This is a genomic window from Deinococcus koreensis (genome assembly GCF_002901445.1).
Taxonomy (GTDB): domain Bacteria; phylum Deinococcota; class Deinococci; order Deinococcales; family Deinococcaceae; genus Deinococcus; species Deinococcus koreensis.
Window position 1 is genome coordinate 59,875 of record NZ_PPPD01000002.1, and the last position, 20,413, is coordinate 80,287.

Sequence of the window (20,413 nt, forward strand, 5' to 3'; positions counted from 1 at the left end):
TCCTGACCGGGTGGGGCGGGCAGGAGATGGCGCTGCCCGGCCCCGGGAGGCGCAGCATAGCAATCCGCTCGGCGCACGGCGCGTTTGGCTCGGCCCGCCCCCCCCGGGCAGACGCAGCCCACCCTCGAGCGGCCACCCTCGGGGCTGTCTACAGCAGGGTGTGCGGTTCGTGCCGTCTCAGGTTGTGGGCTAGCGGATCGTCGATGACGGCGCCGACAGGTCGAACACGCTCAGACCTCCAGTCCGGGTGGCCTGGGCTGGCCTGGCCACCGTGTAAAGCACCAGACCTGGCTGCAGGGCGTTCGCTTTCACCGGGTTTGACGCTGGCCCAACCGCCGCCGTCTGGGGAAGCGCCGCGGTCACTGGAGGCGCTGGCCTGAGGGCCTGGACACGGGCCGCCGCCTGAGCAGCGGTGCGGATCGGCGCCCTGGGGGCTTCATAAGGGGCGGGAAGGGGTACGGTGGCGACTGGCGCCCCGGACGTTCCGGATCGAACTGCCACTGCGGCAGTCGCGGGCCGAGGGCGGGGGCTGGTCGGCTGCTGGTAGGCTCCCAGCACCTTCCGGACATAGGCCTGGGTCTCGGCGTAGGGAGGAATGCCGCGGTACCGCTGCACCGCTCCGGGCCCGGCGTTGTAGGCGGCAATCGCGTGCGTCCAGTTGTGGAACGTGTCCCACATCTGCCTCAGGTATTTGGCCGCGCCGTAGATGTTCTGGTGGGGGTCATGGGCATCGACACCGAGGGCGGCGGCCGTGCGTGGCATCAGCTGCCCCAGGCCCAGGGCACCGACCGGGCTGACGGCCCCGATGCAGAACCGACTTTCCGTCCAGATCAGGGCGGTGAGTAGTCCGGCGTCGAGTCCGAAGGTGCTTGCCGAGCGGGTCACGGTGGCCTGCAGCTCTGCGCTCAACGGCTTGCAGGCGAGAGCCTGCGATGAGGCGGCGCAGATCGTCAGCGGAATGAGGAGGCGGTTCATGGCGCCCAGCGTAGCCACCGGGCCTGCGTCCCCCGGGCATTGCGCCACATGGGGTCAGCCAGCTCCGCTGCTCTGGGCTGGCCGCTTGACCCTCACACGCTGTCAGGCTTCAGAGTGCTGGGTACAGCGCCGAGCCCCCACATCCTCCTGAGGTGACCTATGTTTCCAGCATTCACGGCTGATCCTGCCGCTTGGCACGACGCCACCGAAGCCCACACCTGTCCGGCCACGGCCGAGATCGGGGGCACCGTGACCCTGAGACTGCGAACCCGCCTGCGGCCCCGCCGGGTGCAGGTGCTGGAGCTGCGTCACGGCGAGATCCTGGCCTTCGCCGCCCATCCATGTGAGGCGCCTTACGAGGGCTGGGCCGAGAAGTGGTATGCCTACGACCTCCGGCTCGGCTCCCTGCAGAACCGCTATATCTGGCGACTCGACTTCGAGGAGGACATGCTCTTCGTCTCGACTGCCGGTCTGAAGCCGGTGTGTCCGGGCTACCGTGACTGGTACAGCGTCCTGGCCGACTACCAGCCGCCGGAGTGGGTCTGGGAGAGCGTCTTCTACCAGATCTTTCCCGACCGCTTTCGGCGCGGGGGAAGCCACCCCCGGCCTGAGCCCGGCGCTTACGCCTATCCCCAGCTGCACCCCGAGGTGATAGGGGCCCTCTCGCCGGGCCGCTCCGAGCTGGAGCGCGCGGCGCTGGGGGCCTTCCCCCTGCGCACCCCGGACTGGGACGAACCGCTCTCGATCGCCGAGGATGCCCACACCCTCTACGGCGGCGACCTGGCCGGCGTACAGGATGCCCTGCCGTACCTCGAGGCCCTGGGAATCAACGCCCTGTGGCTCAACCCGATCTTCCGCAGCCCCTCGAGTCACCGCTACGACACCAGCGACTACCGGGAGGTCGATCCCCACCTGGGAGGCGAGGTGGCCTTCGACCACCTGAGCACGGCGCTGCGCAGGCGTGGCATGCGGCTGGTGCTGGACGGCGTCTTCAATCACCTAGGCAATGAACACGCGCTGTTCCAGAGGGCAATGGCCGATCCGCAGGCCCCCGAGCGTGACTATTTCACCTTCCGCGCCGCTTCCCCCGGCCAGCTGCCCTACCACGGCTTTTACGACGTGCCCACCCTGCCCAAGCTCGACTACACCCACGAGGCGGCGTACCGAGAGTTTATCGACGGGCCGGACAGCGTGACCCGGCACTGGCTGCGTCGGGGCATCGACGGCTGGCGGCTCGACGTGGCCCAGGGCATGGGCACGGCCGGTACGGACGGCGGGAACCTGGAGATCCTCCGCCGGCTCAAGCGCGCGGCCCGCGAGGAGAATCCACAGGCCTACGTGCTGGGCGAGCGCTTCTTCGATGCCGAGCACGCCCTGCAGGACGGGCGGGGCGAGGACGGCGTGATGAACTACCACGGCTTCGGCCTGCCGGTGATGACCTGGCTGACGGGCCGCGACAAGGATGGCGAGCCGCAGCGCATCGACACGGAGGCGCTGGTGGCCCACCTGTGGGACGCCTACCGGGTTCTCCCCCTACCGGTGGCCCTGAACCAGTTCAACCTGCTCGAGAGCCACGACATCGCCCGCGCGCTCTACCGTCTGGATGGAAATGCTGAGCGCTACCTGGGCGCGCTGGGCCTGCTGATGGCCTATCCCGGTGCGCCCTGTCTGTACTACGGCAGTGAAATCGGGCTCTCGCAGCCTCACGGCGACTCGATGAACTACGCGCGGGCGACCTTTCCCTGGGAGGAGTCGGCCTGGAACCGGGAACTGCTGGAGGGGGTTCGCCGCCTGGTGCAGCTGCGCCGGTCGCTCCCCGCCCTGCAGCGTGGCAGCCTGCGCTTCGTGGGCGTGGGGGAGCACAGCTTCGCGCTTCTCCGGGAACTGGGCGAGGGGGGCACGCTTTCCCGGGTGATGTGCCTGGTCAGCCGCAGCCCGCAGACCACCACGCTCGATCTCTATCTCCCGCCCGGCGGCTGGCGCGATCTGGAGTCGGGGGAACTGACCGGAGTCCCGGGGGCCGAGGGCAGCACCCGCCTGAGCTGGCAGGGCACGCGGCTGCTGATCTGGGAAAGCCCAGTGGATCAGCTTCACCAGCCCAGTTCCGCGCAGCCCCGCCGGAGACGGGTGATCCTCAATTAGGCTCGACCCACGTGGGACGAACCAAGTGCCAAAACGAATCCGGCGCCGCAGCGAGCTGTCCGGGAGTCGAGGGCGCATGACCGGGTTCGCCCGCCTGCAGCCGACGTCATGGGGGATGAAGGCGTCATGGCTGGACATCACGCTTCCAGGGCCGTCCCCATTCCGCCGCACCACTCCGTCGCTGCACGCCCTCCACGGTGCGCTCCGGCTGGTGGAGTCGGGGCTTGGCCCTGAATCCTATGGGGGAGGTCGCCGAAGGGATGCAGGGGCGATCATGAGCTGCACCTCGGTGCGGTAATGCTCCTTGCGGGGCGTGTCGAGTGGACTCGTCCAGTACAGCTCGCGGTAGTGGGTGCTGAGGGTCAGGTCGGCCTGAGCGGCGTGGTGGAACAGCGACTGCAGGGCCAGATGGATCGGCTCATAGCCGCCCACGTTCAGCGTCGAGAGGGCCTGGTGGGGCTCCGTCCAGCAGAGCTCAAAGCCCTCCGGGGGCTCGGTGGCCCCGACCACCGGCACGCCGAACAGGTGAGGCCGCTCCTCGAAGGGATCGCCCTGCAGCTCCCGGCGGGAGGCCTCCAGGGGATCTCTCGCCGGCAGCAGGTCGTTGCTGGAAAAGCACGGGCCAGCGGCCCTCGCGCCCACCCTGACCAGCGCCTCGCGCAGCCGGCCCAGCGCGAAGGTGCGGGTCTGATCCTTGCGGTGGATGGGGATGCAGAACCTCAGGCAGAGCGCGGTCTGGGCCTCCACACGGACCTCCCGCACCGGGTAGAGCTGGCCCGGACGGGCTTCCATGCTGCGCAGCACCTCCAGACTGTGCTCGTAGACCACGATCTTCTCGGCGATGCGCCCCCGGTGCTCGCCGAGCTGGGCCACGGCGGCCGGTAGATCCGGCTCGTCCAGAAAGCGCCGGATGTCGCGCAGCGGCATGTCCAGATTCCGCAGCAGGCGGATATACACGGCCCGCGTGAACTGATCCGGGTGGTAATAGCGGTATTTCGACTGCGGATCGATGTGGGCCGGCGCGAGCAGCTGCTGAAGCTCGTAGAACCGCAGCATGCGCGCCGACAGGCCGACCATGACCGAGAACCGGCCGATGGTGAGCAGGGAGGCGGGCCTCCGGGCGCTCTCGTTCCACATGGGGATCACCGCCTTCTCGGGGAGCCGGACTGAAAGTGGGTTCTGGATGTCCTATGCCGGTCACTGTACCCCCATCGCTCTCAGGTCACGAGGCGGTGGAGGCGCGGGCATGTCCGGCAGCGCCGGGTCACACGAATTCCGAAGGCCCTCCGTTCGGTGTTCGGAATCAATCCGGGGCGGAGGGACTCGCAGAGCGCCTCAGGAGAGAACCATCCTGTGCTCTCCCGGTAGGGGCGGAACGGAGCGGCAGTCCCTACCGGAGGGCAAGCCAGGCTGAAGCGGCGCCCTCCGTCTCGTCCTGAACGAAGGGCGCGTCCGTGGTGGGATCGTGGCGCAGGCTCGCTGCACCCTGAACGACGGCAGAGCCGGATCACTGCGGGGCCAGATCACTGCCTCGCACGCGCCGCCCTACTTGATGTTGGCCTTGATCTCCTGGGTAGCGCCCGACAGGATGCTGAGGTAGTCCGGCGACGGTTTGCCGGTACTGAGGACGATGGCGCTCGTCCACGGCCCCCACACCGCGCCCATCTGCGGCACGTTGGGCATGGGCACCCCGGCAGCGATGTTTTTGCTGAAGCCGCTGACGACCACATCGTTTCTGAGCTGCGCGACGGCCGCGGCGCTGATCGGAATCCGTCCGCCTGCCCGGTTGAAGGCCACCTGACTGTCCGGGCTGATGATGAATCTGGCGAAGCGGGCGGCGGCCGCCTTGTTCTTGGAGTAGCTGTTCATCAGCACGCCCTGCACGCCGACGAAGGGGCTCCACTTGCCGGTGGCGCCGGGAGGGGTCGGGAAGGCAGCAATGCCGTAGTCGATGCCGGCCTTCTTGATGTCGCCCATGTCCCAGGGGCCGGTGAGCAGCATCGCCAGGCGGCCGTCCACGAACGCGCTCTTGGCGCCGCCGCCGTCCACTCCCTCGGGTACCAGCTTGTACTTGTAGCGCAGGTCGTTCAGAAAGCCCATAGCCTTGGCCACGCCGGCGTTGCCCACCCCCAGATCCCGGACATCCAGGGTGCCCCCGTTGTTCTTGAACACGTAGCCGCCGTAGGCGCTGATGACCCCGTACTGCGCGTACACGTCGCCCAGGTTGGCGAGGTAGCCGTAGGTGCCCTTTTTCTCGTCGGTCAGGCGGGTTGCGGCGGCCAGAAAGCCGGCCCAGTCGCTTGGCACCTTCTGGATGAGTTTCTTGTTGTAGACCACGGCGACCGCCTCGGCGAACATGGGCAGCCCGAACAGCTTGCCCTGGTAGGTCATGGCGCTCAGGGCCGTGCGGTTGATGTCCCCGCGGGCACCGACGTACCTGTCCATGGGTTCGAGCACTCCCGCCGCCGCCATCTCTCCCAGCTGGTCGTGGGGCAGGGACAGCACCAGGTCGGCGCCCTCCCCGCGTGGGGCCCCCAGGATCAGCTTCTGTTTGATGTCACCGAAGGGCACATTGATGATCTCGACGGCGTCCTGCTGCTCCTGGGCGCTGTATTTGCCGGCCACGTCTTTGAGCCAGGCCAGTTCCGGGCCGTTAAAGTGAGTCCAGACCGTGAGCTTGGCGGCTTGAGCGCTGGAGAGGCTGAGGGCCAGGGCGAGCAGAGCAGTGGGCTTGTGCATGGGGCATCCTTTGAACGCGGGAGGGCTCGGGCAGGCAGGCGACCGGTTCAAAACGGCACGGCAGACAGCCACCTCATCCCATACGGGAACGTCGGGCGTGAGCAGCGGGCGCTGAGGCTGGTTTGAACTTGGATTGACGCTAAACCCTCACATTGTGTCAGTGTCAAGCAAGCTGACATCCGGCTGAATCAGGAGATGGAGTTGAGCGTCCTGCCGGAACGTCTGGCTGCAGCATCTGGGACGCTCAGGGATCGCCGGGAGGAAGACCACCTGGACAGAGTTCCTGCCGACCTGCACTCCCCATGCGGGCCCCAGGACACGCGATTGTTTGTGCCGGCCAGCCCAGGGCGGAACAGCGCCGCACCCCGGGGTGAGACTTTTACGGGCGCTTCTCAGCGGGCTGGGTAGGGTCTGGACAGGTCTACACAGGGGCGAGATCCGGGACGCCGGAGATCACTGGGCGCCGCTGCAGCGGGCGCGCCCCCCCACGCCGTTCGGGCCTGCCGATCCGTCCTTTCCCCCTTCCATTCCAAGGAGAACTGCCATGATCAAGACCGCGATTCGTGTCTTTCTATGCTCCAGCCTGCTGCTCGGCGCCGCCTCGGCCCAGACCTTCAGGTCGCCCACCCGCACCACGGCTGACCGCAGCGCAGAGCGCATGGCCCGCCCCGTCCGTCCTCCCCGGCCTACTCCGGCGCCCGGCACCAGCGTGAACGTGCGGATCGACTGCGAAAACGGTCTGTGCCGCGTCTACAACAACGGCGATCTGCTGGGCATCTACCGGGGCGACAACTCCAGCGTGGAGACGGTCTCGGTCAATGGCGTCAGCGTGACCCAAATCTACATCGACGGCCAGCTGGTCAAGCAGTTCTAATCAGGACACCCCTCCGGGAGGCGGTGTCCGGACAACCACCATGCCCAGAGCCCTGGTTGTCCGGACACCGAACGGGGCGGTGTGAGCAGGAAAAGAGATCAGTCGAAGGTGCGGTGCGGGGAGCGTGGTCTCTCCGCACCTTTGTCATGGGTTGGAAGGCGTCATCGTTGCTGCTGTGGACGACTGGACTTGCCGCGGTGAGCCGTACCGCCGGGGCGAGCTGGACACGGCCGCCGAGGCCGCCTGCACGCCCCTTTCCAGGCACGCCTCCAGCGTCCGTCCCTGCAGCACGCTCCACAGGTAGGCGGCGTTGAAGGTGTCGCCAGCGCCGATGGTGTCGACGACCCGCACCGGGGGCGCGCTCACCTGCCCATGTTCGGTTTCCCTCCAGGCGACGGCCCCGTCCGGGCCACGTTTGATCACCAGGGTCGCCGTGAGCGGCAGCTGGCCGCGCAGCCAGTCGGCGGCCTCATCCCCTGTTCTCCCGCTCAGGCCCTGCGCCTCGGCCGCGTTCACCAGCAGGTGGTCGCACGCCGGCAACCAGCCCGCCACCTCGGCGCGCACGGCCGGTGTCCAGCCCTCCGGGGGCCAGCCGGGATCGAGGGCAGTTCGCAGGCCGTGGGCGTGGGCGGCGGCCAGGATGCCCGCCTGGGCCCGGCGCAGCTCCGGAGACAGGAAAGTGCCCACCAGCAGCAGCAGGCTTCCGGCCGGGGCCAGCGCAATCTCGCCCAGCACCGGCCCGGCGCCGTCGTCTTCGAGGTGGCCCAGGTGGGTGAAAAACGTCCGTTCCCCGTCCGGGTGGGTCAGCCCGACCGAGATGGCGGTGGGCCGCTCCGATCGTGTCCAGCGGGCCGGGATGCCCGAGAAGGCGGCCTGCAGCCAGTCGCCCAGTGGCCCGCTGCCGCGGCTGGCGACCAGGGTGGAGGGGGCGCCCAGGGCCTGCAGCGCCAGCGCCGTGTTGCCGGCGGCCCCGCCCGGGCGCAGGTCGTGGTGGGGCACCACCGCCTCCGTGCCGGGCGTGGGCCAGGGCGTCTGGGGCCCGAGGATCAGGTCGACGTTCACGTTGCCGGCCACGATGATGTGGGGTACAGGAGTCTCAGCGCTCAAGGGTCACCTTGCGGGCGTGGCGCGGCTTGCCGACCTGGCGAACCCGGTCCGACGCGAAGTCGAGCAGCAGGCGCTGCAGGGGAAACACGGCGTTCAGAACTGCCGCCAGACCGCGCCCAGGCGCCAAGGCCAGCCAGACCGTGCCCGGCACGGCCTCGCCGCCCGCGCAGTCGAGCACGACCGGGCGCAGGCCCGCCTCCACGCACTGCCGGGCCAGCGTGTCGGTCAGGTCGGCGCTGGGGCCTCCGGTGCGCAGGAGCACCACGCCCAGGCCGGGCCGCAGCAGTTCGATGGGGCCGTGGCGGAACTGCCCGCCCTCGAAACCCAGCGCCGGCACCCGCGCGAGTTCGGCCGCGTGCAGGGCGCAGACCTCGGCCAGTCCGGTCAGCTCGGCCCGCCCCACGAACACCAGGGTGTCGGCGCTTCTCAGAGTGTCCAGGGCCGGGGTCAGGTCGAGGGTGTCCGGGCTTTCCAGAGCGGCGCGAACGCTGCCGCTCTCCTGGCCCAGCGCCTCCAGCACGGCCGCGTGCAGGGCCACGCTGAGCACCAGGCTGCGGGTGGCCGCGAAGCCGCGTTCGGCGCCGCCGGGCCCGATCAGGCAGGGCAGGGCCTGGGCCAGCGGGCTGTGGGGGTCGAGGGTCAGGCCGAAGCGGCGCTCGTCCTGGGCCGGCGTCTGCAGGTAGCGGCCCACCTCGCCCGAGGCGCCGGACTGGGAGGCGATCAGCGCGGCGCGCGGCCCGGGCGGCAGCGGCGTGTACAGCGCCTCGCTGAGCGGCATCGCCGTGGCGTCCAGGCCCAGCCGGCGGTACTCGGGCTCGGCCATGCGGTTCACGAAGTGCGAGGCGCCCATACCGAGCAGCAGCAGTCGGCCGGAGTCGCGGGCGGCGTGCGCCAGGTCACGGGCCCGGGCTTGCACCTGGGGGTCGGCGAGTGAACCGAGCGCGTCGCCGCGCTGCCGGGCCATCTCGCCGAGGATCAGGCTGAGGCCGGTGGAGGGAGCGGGGTCGGTGGGTGGAGCGGTGCCCGTGGGCGGAGCAGTGTCGGTCATGAAGGATGTCCTCGTGGAGCGGGTCTGCTGGGGCGGGTCGGGGAGACGGGCAGGAGGGGGGGGTCGCCGCACTTCAGCCCTTGACGGCGCCGGCACTCAGGCCCGAGAGCAGGCCACGCTGCAGCAGGAAGCCGATCAGGATGGGCGGCAGGGCGGCCACCACGCCGGCGGCGCAGATTAGGCCGTAGTCCACGGCGCGCCCGGCGGCGAAGTCGGCGATGGCCACGGGCAGGGTCTTGGCGCTGGTCGTGCTGGTGAAGAGCAGCGCGTAGAAGAACTCGTCCCAGGCCAGCAGCACCGCCCACACGGCCGCTGTGCTGAGGCCCGGCAGGGCCAGCGGCAGGGTCACGCGGCCCAGCACGCCCCAGCGCGAGAGGCCGTCGATCTGCGCTGACTCCTCGATCTCCAGGGGCACCGCGTCGAAGTTGGTCTTGAGCAGCCAGGTGGCGAAGGGGGCCAGGATGGTGCAGTACACCAGCGCCAGACCATACACCGAATTCAGCAGCCCGGCCCGCGCCAGCACCGCGTAGAGCGGCAGCACCAGGGCCACCGGGGGCAGCATATAGGTGGCCAGCACCGCGTACAGCAGCCCCGCGCGCCGCCCGGGCAGCCGCGAGAAGCTGTAGGCCGCCGGGATGGCCACCAGCAGCGACAGGCCCGTGGCACCCAGAGCGACCAGCAGGCTGTTGCGCAGCGCGAGCAGGAAGGCCGCGCCGGGGCTGCCCGGTGCCACGCTCAGCAGCGCCGCGTAGCGCGAGAGGTCGGGCGTCCCCGGCCACCAGCGCAGCGGCAGGCTCGTCAGGTCGGCCGTGCTGGACACGCTGGAGATCAGCAGCCACACCACCGGCGTCAGGATCACCAGGGCCAGCAGCAGCGCCAGCAGATGAACGGCGACCCCCTCCAGCCGGCGGCGGGCCGGGGCGTGCGGGGGGAACCTCACGGCGCCGCCTGCCTGCGCAGCAGGGTCAGGTACAGGGCGATCAGCACGGCGCTGATGGCCACCACCAGGTAGGCGTAGGCCGCGCCCACCCCGGAGCGCAGGAAGCCGAAGCCCTGCTCGAAGACCAGGAGACTCAGGGTCTTGGTGCTGTCGGCGGGGCCGCCGCGGGTCATCACGAACACCAGATCGAAGACCTTGACCGCCTCGATGGTGCGCAGCACGATGGCCACGCTCAGCACCGGCAGGATGCCCGGCCAGGTGATGCGCCAGAAGCGCGTCCAGGCGCCCGCGCCGTCGATATCGGCGGCCTCGTAGAGGGCCCTGTCCATCAGCTGCAGGGCCGAGAGCGCCACGATCGCCACCAGCGGGAAGTTCTTCCAGACGTCGGCCACGATCAGCATGGTCATGGCGCTGCCCGGGTCGCCCAGCCAGGAGCGGTATTCGGGCAGCAGGTGCCACTGGGTCAGCAGGGCGTTCAGGGCGCCGTACTCGGGGTTGTAGATCCAGCGCCACATGATCGCGTTTACGACCGTGGGCAGCGCCAGCGGCACGATCAGCAGCGCGCGGGCCAGCGCGCGGCCGTAGAAGCGCTGGTTGAGCAGCAGCGCCGCCAGCACGCCCAGCAGCACCTCCAGCCCCACCGAGGCGACCACGAACAGCGCGGTGCGGCCGGTGGCCGCCTGGAAGGCCGGGCTCTGCAGGGCCTGGGCGTAGTTGCTCAGGCCCACCCAGGGCGGCGCCTGCGTGAAGGCCATCAGCCGGGCGTCGGTGAAGCTGAGATACAGGGTGCGCAGCAGCGGGTAGCCCACCGCGCCCAGCACCACGATCAGCACCGGCAGCAGCATGACCCAGGCCACCCGCGACTCGCGCCGCGTCAGGGTGCCCGGTGCCCGGCCCCGGGTCAGGGCGGCGTGCCGCTCCCCGGCGGTGCCCACGCGGCTCATGGGGCGTCCGGTCGCCACGCGGTTCGGGGCCGGGCACCGGGGGGCGGCGGCGGGCCCCCCGAACATCCTCGCCCTCTCACTTCAGCGCCGCGACCTGGCGGGCCGCGTCGTCCAGCGCGGCTTCCGGGCTGACCTGACCCAGCAGCGCCCGCTGCAGCGCCTTTTGCAGGATGGTGCTGACCTCCTGGTACTGGGGCACGACCGGGCGGGGGTACATCGCCCCGATGGACGCGCCCGCCGCCTTCACGACCGCCTCCTGACCGCGCGTGACGGCCGGGCTGCTGTACGACGCCTTCCAGATCGGCAGCGACAGCTTGGCGTACTGCTCCTGAACGGGCCGCGAGGTCAGGTAGCTGATGTACTTCCAGGCCGCGTCCGGGTTCTTGCTGCCCGCCGTGATGCCCAGGCCCATCGAGCCGTTCACGGCGCTCACCTTCGCCCCGCCCCGCGCGCCGGGCGCCGGTACGATGCCGACCTGCCCGACCACCTTCGACTCCTTCTTGTCCTGGGTCAGCGCGTACATGTACGTCCAGTTCAGCGCAAAGGCCGCCTGACCGCCCGAGAAGACCCGCCGCACGTCCTCTTCCAGATACTCGCGGGAGTTGGGGTTGGTCAGCCCCTCCTTGACGGTCTGCACCATGAATTCCAGGGCCCTGAGGCCGCCCCCCGTGTTGAAGGCGGGCTGGCCGGCCGCGTCCAGGAACTGGCCCCCGAAGGCGCTGACATACATGGTGTAGTCCGCGACCAGCGCCTCGGCCTGCGACCAGCTCGACACGATGGGGTACCGGGCCAGCCCCTTTTGCTTGATGATCCGGGCCTGGGCCAGCAGCTCCTCCATGGTGCGGGGCGGCGCGCCGATGCCGGCCTTCTTCAGCATGGCGGTGTTGTAGAAGAGGTACTTGGTGTCGAGGATCCAGGGCAGGCCGTAATACCTGTTCCCCAGCTGCACGGTCGTCCAGGCGCCGGGAAAGATTTTGGGCACGTCGGCCTTGTTCACCCGGCCCGTCACGTCCTGCAGGAAGCCGTTTTTCGCGTACTCGGCCGGCCAGATCACGTCGAAGAGCACCACGTCGTAGCCGCCCGAGGCCTGCGCGGCGACCGTCTTCTCGCGCAGGCCCTCGTAGGGCACGAATTCCAGGTTGACCACGATGCCGGGATTCGCCTTCTGGAAGGCGGCCGTCATGGCGCGCACGTCGGCCTCGGAATAGGCGGCCTGCTTCATGAACAGGGCGCTCAGGGTGGTCTGGGCGGCGGCCGTCTGGACGCCGGACAGCGCGAGCGCCAGGGCGGCACTCAGGGGCAGGAACCGGCGGGCGGCGGGGCGGGGGTGCGACATACGTCCTCCTTATGAACTCCCTGGGGAGCGTGGGGTGGCTGGCAGGTGGGGGAAGGTCAGCCGGACGGGTTGAGCCGGGCTTCTCGGGGCGTGGCCGCCGGAAGCCCGGCCCGCAGCACCCCGTCCTGCGCCAGACGGGCCGCCAGGACAAGGGCGCCCCGGAGTGGGCCCGCGTCGCCGTGGGCGCTGTGGGCGATGCTCACGGAGCCGGACACCAGCGCCCGGATCTGCCCGATCAGCTCCTCGGCCGTGTCCGGGCCACCCTGCACGACGAGCAGCCGCAGGTCGAGGGCCGCGGCCAGACCCCCGACGATCATCGCCAGGGCCGCCTGGCGGGTCTGCGGGTCGAGCGACTCCAGCGGGGTGAGCCTCCCGGCGTCGGGCCAGCGCAGCAGGGAGAGTTCGCCGGCGCGGCCGCGGTCGCCGCGGTACAGGCGGCCTCCCAGGAACAGGCCCAGCGCCACCCCGGTCTCGCGCAGGGCCAGCAGGGCGAAGTCGTCGCGGCCCAGGGCGGCTCCAGCGTGGTGCTCGGCCACCGCCGCCAGCTTCACGTCGTTCTCGAAGGCCAGCGGCACCTCATGGGCGCTGGCCCAGTCCTGCGCCGCCGCGGCCCCGAACTCCGGCAGGCCCGACGGGGCTTCAGGCTCGCCCTGCGGGCCCACCGGGGCCGGCACGGAGATCACGACCTGTCGCAGCGGGCCGTGGGGGGGCCGGGCGTGGGCAGCCCGCAGCAGCTCCAGCACCGTGCCCGTGACCTCGTCGGGCACCGGGAGGGGCAGGGCCTGGACGGCGCCGGGATCTCCCCGCAGGTCGCCGAGGGTCGCCGTGACCACCCGGCGCTGCACATCGACGCCCAGTACCGTCCCCGCCTGGGGATGCAGATCCAGCAGGCCAGCCGGCCGACCGGCGTAGCCCCCTGCCAGCCCGGCTTCGGTCAGCCAGCCAGCTTCGATCAGCTCGGCGGCGATGTTCGTGACCGCGACCTTGGACAGGCGCAGGCCCTCGGCGACGTCGGCGCGCGAGCTCAGGCCGTGGCTGAGCACCTGGCGCCAGACCCGCTCGCGGTTGCCTGCCCTGCCCTGTGCCTCCGTCACCTCACGATCCCCCTGTGGCCGTTCTCCGGCTCCGATCCAGTTATTAAACCAAGTTGGTTAATTAACTGGAGTGTGGGGCATCGCTGGTCTGTTGTCAAGCTGTGCCGCAGAAAGCGGGGTCAGGGCCGTTCTCCGCTCCAGCGTTCGTGGCCCGCCAGACGGAACCTGACCCGTAGAGGCCCCCTCCCTCGTGACGGCCTGTGGGGCCTCTGGACGAGGTCAGTCGTCCTCAAGGGGGGTGGGGGCAGGGTCGGCGACACCTTGAAGAGGAATGCCCACCGGGCCCTGCCGGTTCGCGCCGATCCGGCACGCGACCGTCAGGCCGGCCCGCCAGCCCGGGTTCAGCGCGTTCTGAACGAACAGCCGATGTTCCAGGCCATTCAGACAGTCCAGCTTGACCAGTCCCCATCCCTTGGGACTGGTTCGCTCCAGCACCCCGCGCACCACCGCGTCGATCACGAACACGTCCTCTGCCCGCAGTTCTGCGGCGCCGCGCAGGGCGGGCAGAATCCGGAACACGACGCGGGCGCCGCGCCGCAGCGGGGCATCGACCGCCATGTTGCGGGGCTGGAAGTAGTAGATCTGCCCGGACGTGTCCTCGATGAACCCGAAGTTGCGGCCGGTGCGCAGGATCGTGCCGCGCACCCAGCGGCTCAGCGGTGTGTCTTCGCGCCCGGCCGGGCCTGGGGGAACCGTCTCTCCAGTCTCACGACGCTGCCGGGCGCGGGGCGGCGCCGGAGAGGCCGCGGTGGTGGGACGCGCGGGGGCCTGGGCTATGGGGGCTGGCGCCTGCAGATCACCGGGACGCAGGCGATCCCAGAGCACGTCGTACCAGATCAGCTCCGCGTCGCCCGCGGCCACGAGCGACTGCTGGGCGCCCAGCAAGGGGGCGCTGGTGTCCAGTAGCCCGCTGAGCCGGGCCGAGTCGGCGTCGCACAGCAGCGTACCGGGGCGGCCGGCCCCGCCCAGCAGCCGGGCGGCCCGGTCGAGCGCCGCCCCGACGAACCGGGGGGGCTGCCCCTCGGACAGCAGACAGCCCAGGCGGCCGGCCGCCAGCACCGCCCCGCACGACCAGCCGTCCTGGGCACTGGCCCGCAGCGTGGCGACGATGCCCTCGACGGCGGCCGTCGCCTGATTCTCGTCAAAGACCAGCGTGAGTCCGTCCGGCGAGGGCACTTCGCCGAGAGTCAGCGTACTCAGGGCACTGCCCTGTGCCTGAAGGTACTGGGGAGGTGCGCTGCTGGTCAGCATCAGTACCAGGGCGGGCTGCACGACGGCCCGGCCCGTACCGGTGTTCTGGGCCGGAGACGGAGTGTGGCCCGTTCCCGAGGGGGCATCAGTCAGGGTGCTGGAACCCGTAGGGGCAGTGGAATTGATTGCCATCATCACGTCCTCCTTGGAACCGTGGCCCCTGCACCGCATGGAGAACCGGGCCGGGGGCTGTGGCCATTGTCTGGGGCAGTGAATCCGGGGGAGCTGAAAACCGCACATCGGCCCGCTGGCCCAGATGGACTAGCCGCCCCGCTGGCCCATTTGGGTCTGTGGGGTTTCGCCGTGCCCGAGCACCATGAACCCACGCAAAGTCAGCCGACTTGCCCACATCTGGTGGCGCGACCTGTGCCGTTTTTCTTATTGGAGGTGTTGTTGTGATGCAGCGTACCGATTGGTCTGGACCGAAGCTGGATCTCCCCGGCTCACGTATCGTCTGTCTGTGCGGCGCCGAGCGCTTCCGGCCGGCGTTCACCGCCCTGGACGAACGCCTGACCCACTCCGGCTGCGTGGTGGTGACCATCGCCAACCCCACGGGCACGCCTGCCGGTTCAGGTGCCCCGGAGCATCCGCAGGCCCAGGCCGACCTGCACAAGATCGAATGGTGTGACGAGTTCGTGGTGCTGAACGCCCACGGGTACATCGACGAGCTCACCCGCCAGCATATCCGCCATGCCCAGAAGCTGGGCAAACCCATCCGCTTCGTCGATCCCATGGGCGGCCAGATCCGGCCCAGCCACACCGAGGCGCTGGCGCGCTGCGGCGCGCGGGCGTTCCGGCCGGCCGAGGTCGTGACCGTGGTCGGTGAGGGCACGGTCATGGATCTCACCGCTCCCTTCAAGGTGAAGGCCGGCGCCGTGCTGCTGTATGGCCCGGATGAAACGCGTCCCGCCTGTACGCTGGTCAGTGAGCACGTCTGGCCCGGTGTGAAGTGGGTGCCCGAGGTCTGGTACGCCGAGGCGGCCAGCAACACCCGGGTCGTGCAGTATCAGGCCGATCCGGCCGCCCTGCAGCCCATCGGCGAACTGATCCGCTGGTCGATCGCCACCAGCGGCCAGATCTGGGAGCGGATGCTGTGGGGCCTGCTGCTGGTCGATTCGGTGGCGACCCAGGAAGAACTGAGCGCCATCATCGGCTGCCGGCGCGAATCGGTGACCACCGCCATGCGTGATTTCCGTGCCCAGGAGCTGATCGAGAAGGTGGATGGCCGGATCCGTCTGACGGCCAAGGGGCTGGTCTACGCCGCCCAGCTCGGCGCCCTGGACGACGGCGACACGACCAGTGGGCTGGGCGATCTGCCGGAGCCCGACCTGAACGTCAACTGACGGGCCGCCCACCGGGGCCAGGCTCCCCACCGCACAGTGCCGGCACGGTGCCGCGAAATTTTTCCCCGAACCGGCGCTGTCCGGGAGTGCAATACGACTGTTCCGTACAGAGACCCAGGAGGGAACGCATGACCCTGACCACCGTACCAACCATCCGCTCCGCCCACATCCGTCCGACCGGCGTCGGCCCGGATGTCCGCGAGGTGCCGGTCGCGCAGCTGGTGCTGGCAGACTACCGTCCACGGCAACGCTTCCTGGCGGCGGCCCTGGAGTCACTCGCCCAGTCCATCGCGGTTCACGGCGTCACGCAGCCCCTCACCGTCCGTCCGCTGGACACCGACCTGTACGAAATCGTGGCCGGAGAGCGCCGCTATCTGGCGGCCCAGCAGCTCGGACTGAGCCACCTGCCCGTGCTCGTGCGCCCCCTGGGGGACGACACCGCCCTCGAGGTGTCGCTGATGGAGAACCTGCAGCGCGAGGATCTGAACGAGCTGGAGGAAGCCGAGGGGATCCTGAGGCTGCTGTCCCTGCGGCTGGGCCGTGAGGTGGGCGCGGTGAAGTCGATGCTCTACCGGATGGACAACGAGGCCAAACACAAGGTTACCCAGCAGGTGTTGGGTACGGCGGAGGCCCGGACGGTCGAAACGGTCTTTGCGGTGGTGGGCCGCCTGGCCTGGCCCAGTTTCGTCTCGACCCGGCTGCCCCTGTTCTCACTGCCCCCCGAGGTCATGGAAGCGCTGCGCGCCGGCGTGCTGAGCGCGGCGGGAGCCCGGCTGCTGGGCCGCGTCCGTGACGAAGGGGATCGCAGGGCGCTGCTCGCCGACCTGTGGGTTCGTCCGGTCACGGACGCCGAACTCCGCCGACAGGTGCTGTCCACCCTGAGTTCGCCCCAACCGGCTGCCCCCCTGGCCGCCCGCCTGAATGCCTGGAGCAGCGCCCTGATCGCCCAGCACCGCTGGCACAGCCCGGCGAGGCAGGCGCGGGCCCAGGCCCTGCTCGATGAGCTGGCCGCGCTGCTGTGCGCCGAGGAGGACGACCATGACGAAGCGACCCTCTGAGCCCCGGGTGCGGGTGATCGCCCGGCCCCCCCCGGAGCCGCTGCCGCGCCGACTCCTGCCGCTGCTGTTCGCTCTGGCCGCGCTGACCTGGCTGGCCGGGGCCCGCGCGCAGAACGCGGTGTATTACGCCAATGACCTGCAGGCTGCCCCCGCCGCTGCTCTGGTGTCGCCCGGCTTCCTGACGGTCATCGAGTTCTACCAGGAGATCGACCAGATTTCGTCCGGGCGGCCGGATCTGCTTCATGTGGAGGCGGCGGGGGCGAAGATCTACGTTTCGGCCCTGGGCCGCACGGGTTCCACGGATCTGGTCATCGAGGTCGGCGCCCGCACCCAGCTGCTGCATGTGGAGATCTCGCCGGGCAACGCGACCCGGCGCTACGTCGTGAGGCTGAACAAGCCGGCGCCCCGCCCCCCCGCCGCGCCACGGGCCCAGGCCCTCCCGGTCAGGCCCCCCGCTTCCGCCCCCGCCGCCCGCCCGCCCGCGCCCCGCCCGCCTGCGGTGACCCTGAGTGCGCCGGTGGCCCGGCCAGCCGCCTCACCGGTGGCCACCCGGCAGACCTGGTCGACGGCCGCCCAGCCCTCCTGGCTGTCGCTGCGGGTCATCGAGCAGGATCTGGACGCCCGGCCAGACGAGGTCACGCTCTTCTTCGCGGTGGAGCACAGCGGCACCGTGCCGCTGCTGGTGCTCAGCGAGGCCGACGTGAAGGTGAGTCAGAACGGAGCGACCCTTCCTGTGCGGGTCAAGCAGGGCGCCAATCCGGCCACCCTGCGCGCCGGCCGCACCCATCAGGGCACGCTGATCCTGCAGCTGGCCCCCGGTCTGCGCCGCGACCAGCCGGTCACGCTGAGCTGGACGCTGCGCGACCCCAGCGGACAGGTGAGTTACCTGGTGCAGCGGCGCCTGGAGCGCCTCCCTGTCCGTTGAACATGCGGCCCGACCTGACGCGCCAACCACCCAGGGAAACCCTCAGACCTCAGGAGCGAGGTGTCCTATGAACCTGCATGACCTTCCACAGCGAACCCATGTCCGTTCCACCGTTCAGGCTGGCCGTACCCGCCTGGCTGGTCGAGCCCGACGATGGACGCTGGCCACCCTGTGCCTGTGGTCCGGCGCCCAGGCCCAGGCGCCCTATGTGGGTGTGCTCAGCGCCGTCGATATCGGGGCGTTGCCGGAATCGCGCCAGGAGGCCGGCCGGGGGCCGGGGCTGAGTACCGTCCTGCCGGGCGCTGGCCAGGTCATGCCTCAGGTCGAGTTGATCCACCTCAAGCACCTGGCCGCGTGCAAGGCCAGTGGAGCGGCCGCCAGCAAGAAGTGTCCGCAGTACGAGTGGTCGGTGCCCTTCATCTCCGAGGCCTACGCCCTGGCGATGGAGGAGGCCCTCTCGCGCGCCTGGAACACCTTCGACGCCCGCTCGACCTGGTACATGAACTCGCTACTCAATGCCAAACCCGATCCCGGCATCATGGGTGCGTGGGTCGGTCAACTGAGCCCCCTCGCGGCCGTGTCAGTGGCCGCCCAGTTCAAGAGCCTGGCACCGTCCACCCAGGGCCGCAGCTTCGCGGCCAACTGCGGGCCGAACGCCAACGCCCGCGTCGACCGCTACCTGAATGCCTGGGACGGCGGCGATCTGGTGGCGAGCCCCCTGAAGTCGGATCAGTTCTGCTCCGGTCTGCAGGACGCCATCAGTGCGGCGGTGCCCAGCTACTTTCCGGGTGCCCAGTGCACGTTGATCGACCTTCCCCAGGTGACCAACTGGGCCGAGGTCAGCCGGCGGTACGCAGCCGGCTACCAGCAGGCGGTGAGTGTGTTCTACCCGCAGTACTGGAAGGAAGTCTACGAGGCCATCGAGACATACATGCCCGGTTCCCTCGCCTGGGACGGGGTCTATCCGCTCAGCGGGGCGGCCGGCACCTCGGGCGGTGTGCAGCTTCAGCCGGTCTATGCGACGGGCCGCCGCCCTCTTCAGTACCGGGCGCTGGCCCAGAAGGCCCAGGCGAAGAAGGCGGGCGGCGCCGCCTATATCCTGAAGAACTATCCCTACCCGGGGCTGGCCGCCCCGGCATCGGCCTCCGCCGGGCTGGCCGTGCCCCGGCTGCCGGGCGGCGCCACAGGCACGTCCTGGCCGGGCATCCCCACTCTGGAGGTGCTCAAATACGGCCTGTCGCAGCGTGAGGACATCTTTTCCCGGGCTGATCAGTGGTGGGGAGCGCAGCCCGCACCCCAGGGCCCGACCGGCGCGGGAGACCTGCGTGAGACCGAGGGCGTTGGTGCCGTGGGGTTCATGCAGCTCTTTTCACAGGTGGATCGCCTGACCTCACCGCGCACCGTCGAATACCAGCGCTGGTGTTTCATGTCGTACGCCCCGCCGGTTCTGACGCTCGTCACGCGGACGCTGCCCAACATCTCGACCGGCATCAACACGTACCTGGGCGGGATCACACGCGTGCACGTGCGCTGGGAAACGGCGCCCGAGGGCTATCCTCTGCATCACGTCCGTGGGCAGCCCTCGCGCGGCACCACATTGGGGCTGATGAACCTGGCTGAGCGCCTGCCCGTGCTCAAGCTCCCGAAGATCGACGTCACCACCCTGCCCTCGACCCAGAAGACGTTGCAGGACAAGGCGGTTCAGGCGGCGGCAGCTGCGGCCAGCCAGTCCTCTACAGTCACTGCGCCGCCGGCACCGACGCCGGCCAACACCGTCGGGAGCCCGCCGAAGCCGACGCCAACGCCGACCAGTCAGGGCACGGCCAGGACGGTGACCGGCTGTGAATCGGCTGGGGGGGAGCAGGCCACGGTGAAGTGTCTGGCGCGCAAGGTGCTGGACAATCCGAACATCGCCTTGAACACCAGCAGCACGACCAGTGGCGGGAGCCCCCGGCAGAACATCGTCGACGCGATCAACGGTGTGCCGGCCGCCCGTGGGTGCGGGCCAACCACGCCTAACTGTGGTCAGCGCGAGGCGATCAGTCCAAAACTGCTGACCGCCATGCTGGCGCTGGCCAGGCAGGGGTCATACCGGGTCACGGCCATCACAGGCGGAGGGCACAAGGGCAACTCATCGCACTATACCGGCGAGGCGCTGGACATCGGCACCTGGGACGGAGTGCTGCTGAACGTGCCCAACGCAGGCCACAAGCGGGCGCTGGAAGCCTGTCTGGCGGCCGATGCCCGATCCGGGTACTCGCTGAACGCCTTCAACGACCCCGCCCACAAGGATCACGTGCACTGCGACTTCCGGTAGGCGGTCGAACACACTCTCCGGAGCGGCGGCACAGTGTGATCTGTGCCGCCGCTGCCCTGACCTGTCGACCCTGTGCCAGGGTCATGACTGGGCGCCGGTTCCCCTGTTGGGGCCGGAACCGCTCCAGGTCGGGATTCCACCCGGCGATGTTCAGGCCCCCGGTCTGGACGCCTTGATCTCTGCGCCAGATCATGCCTGACGCGGTGGTCTGCCCATGGAGGAACCTGTTCTGAACGACTGGGGTCGGCCTCCTGCCGGGTACGTGCAAAAGAGCTGATGGGCTTCGACCAGACTCCCCGGACGGGGCACGGCCAGACCTT

The 20,413-nt window shown here is 70.0% G+C and carries 16 protein-coding genes; 6 read left to right on the top strand and 10 right to left on the bottom strand.

Translation table 11 applies throughout. From position 1 onward, the window contains the following. Positions 1-189: 189 nt before the first annotated feature. Positions 190-975, bottom strand: coding sequence for a lytic transglycosylase domain-containing protein (locus tag CVO96_RS16890; RefSeq protein ID WP_103313903.1), 786 nt, complete (start codon positions 973-975; stop codon positions 190-192). A 159-nt stretch (positions 976-1,134) separates the two neighbouring features. On the opposite strand from CVO96_RS16890, the gene CVO96_RS16895 reads away from it, so the two are divergent. Then, the gene (locus CVO96_RS16895; RefSeq protein ID WP_103313627.1) at positions 1,135-3,117 is read left to right on the top strand and encodes an alpha-amylase family glycosyl hydrolase; all 1,983 of its coding nucleotides are present in this window, start codon (positions 1,135-1,137) and stop codon (positions 3,115-3,117) included. A gap of 237 nt (positions 3,118-3,354) precedes the next feature. On the opposite strand, the gene CVO96_RS16900 is transcribed toward CVO96_RS16895, so the two are convergent. Further along, positions 3,355-4,254: a MerR family transcriptional regulator gene (locus tag CVO96_RS16900; protein ID WP_103313628.1), complete on the bottom strand. Its 900-nt coding sequence runs from the start codon at positions 4,252-4,254 to the stop codon at positions 3,355-3,357. Positions 4,255-4,662: 408 nt separating this feature from the next. Next, entirely contained in the window at positions 4,663-5,856 is a 1,194-nt protein-coding gene (locus tag CVO96_RS16905) for a sugar ABC transporter substrate-binding protein (protein WP_103313629.1), read from the bottom strand. 544 nt (positions 5,857-6,400) lie between these two features. Here CVO96_RS16905 and CVO96_RS16910 point away from each other — a divergent pair. Then, positions 6,401-6,730 (top strand): hypothetical protein, encoded by a 330-nt coding sequence (locus CVO96_RS16910; protein ID WP_103313630.1) that lies wholly within the window; start codon positions 6,401-6,403, stop codon positions 6,728-6,730. A 144-nt stretch (positions 6,731-6,874) separates the two neighbouring features. Here CVO96_RS16910 and CVO96_RS16915 read toward each other — a convergent pair whose 3' ends face one another. From CVO96_RS16915 to CVO96_RS16945, 7 genes are all read right to left on the bottom strand, one after another. Beyond that, positions 6,875-7,837: a carbohydrate kinase family protein gene (locus tag CVO96_RS16915; RefSeq protein ID WP_103313631.1), complete on the bottom strand. Its 963-nt coding sequence runs from the start codon at positions 7,835-7,837 to the stop codon at positions 6,875-6,877. Further along, a complete protein-coding gene (locus tag CVO96_RS16920; RefSeq protein WP_103313632.1) occupies positions 7,827-8,885 on the bottom strand; it encodes an SIS domain-containing protein in 1,059 nt (352 codons plus the stop codon). Before CVO96_RS16920 ends, CVO96_RS16915 begins: the two co-directional genes overlap by 11 nt. Positions 8,886-8,958: 73 nt before the next feature. Beyond that, positions 8,959-9,825 carry a carbohydrate ABC transporter permease gene (locus CVO96_RS16925; protein ID WP_103313633.1) on the bottom strand — a complete coding sequence of 289 codons (867 nt, stop codon included), beginning with the start codon at positions 9,823-9,825 and terminating at the stop codon, positions 8,959-8,961. Then, positions 9,822-10,769, bottom strand: coding sequence for a carbohydrate ABC transporter permease (locus CVO96_RS16930; protein WP_243398478.1), 948 nt, complete (start codon positions 10,767-10,769; stop codon positions 9,822-9,824). The genes CVO96_RS16925 and CVO96_RS16930 overlap by 4 nt, the downstream gene beginning before the upstream one ends. Before the next feature lie 76 nt (positions 10,770-10,845). Next, a complete protein-coding gene (locus CVO96_RS16935; RefSeq protein ID WP_103313634.1) occupies positions 10,846-12,105 on the bottom strand; it encodes an extracellular solute-binding protein in 1,260 nt (419 codons plus the stop codon). A 56-nt stretch (positions 12,106-12,161) separates the two neighbouring features. Then, positions 12,162-13,199: an ROK family protein gene (locus CVO96_RS16940; RefSeq protein ID WP_165795406.1), complete on the bottom strand. Its 1,038-nt coding sequence runs from the start codon at positions 13,197-13,199 to the stop codon at positions 12,162-12,164. 219 nt (positions 13,200-13,418) lie between these two features. Next, positions 13,419-14,585, bottom strand: a complete 1,167-nt coding sequence (locus CVO96_RS16945) for a hypothetical protein (protein ID WP_133161822.1) — start codon at positions 14,583-14,585, stop codon at positions 13,419-13,421. 263 nt (positions 14,586-14,848) lie between these two features. Between CVO96_RS16945 and CVO96_RS16950 the strand changes: the two genes are divergently transcribed. The 4 genes from CVO96_RS16950 (at position 14,849) to CVO96_RS16965 (ending at position 20,093) form a co-directional block, all read left to right on the top strand. Beyond that, on the top strand, positions 14,849-15,793 hold the full coding sequence (locus CVO96_RS16950; protein ID WP_103313637.1) for a helix-turn-helix domain-containing protein: 945 nt from the start codon (positions 14,849-14,851) through the stop codon (positions 15,791-15,793). Positions 15,794-15,921: 128 nt separating this feature from the next. Further along, positions 15,922-16,851: a ParB/RepB/Spo0J family partition protein gene (locus CVO96_RS16955; RefSeq protein ID WP_103313638.1), complete on the top strand. Its 930-nt coding sequence runs from the start codon at positions 15,922-15,924 to the stop codon at positions 16,849-16,851. Further along, positions 16,832-17,776: a hypothetical protein gene (locus tag CVO96_RS16960; protein ID WP_133161823.1), complete on the top strand. Its 945-nt coding sequence runs from the start codon at positions 16,832-16,834 to the stop codon at positions 17,774-17,776. Before CVO96_RS16955 ends, CVO96_RS16960 begins: the two co-directional genes overlap by 20 nt. Before the next feature lie 67 nt (positions 17,777-17,843). Next, positions 17,844-20,093: a hypothetical protein gene (locus CVO96_RS16965; protein ID WP_133161824.1), complete on the top strand. Its 2,250-nt coding sequence runs from the start codon at positions 17,844-17,846 to the stop codon at positions 20,091-20,093. The last annotated feature ends 320 nt before the right edge of the window (positions 20,094-20,413 follow it).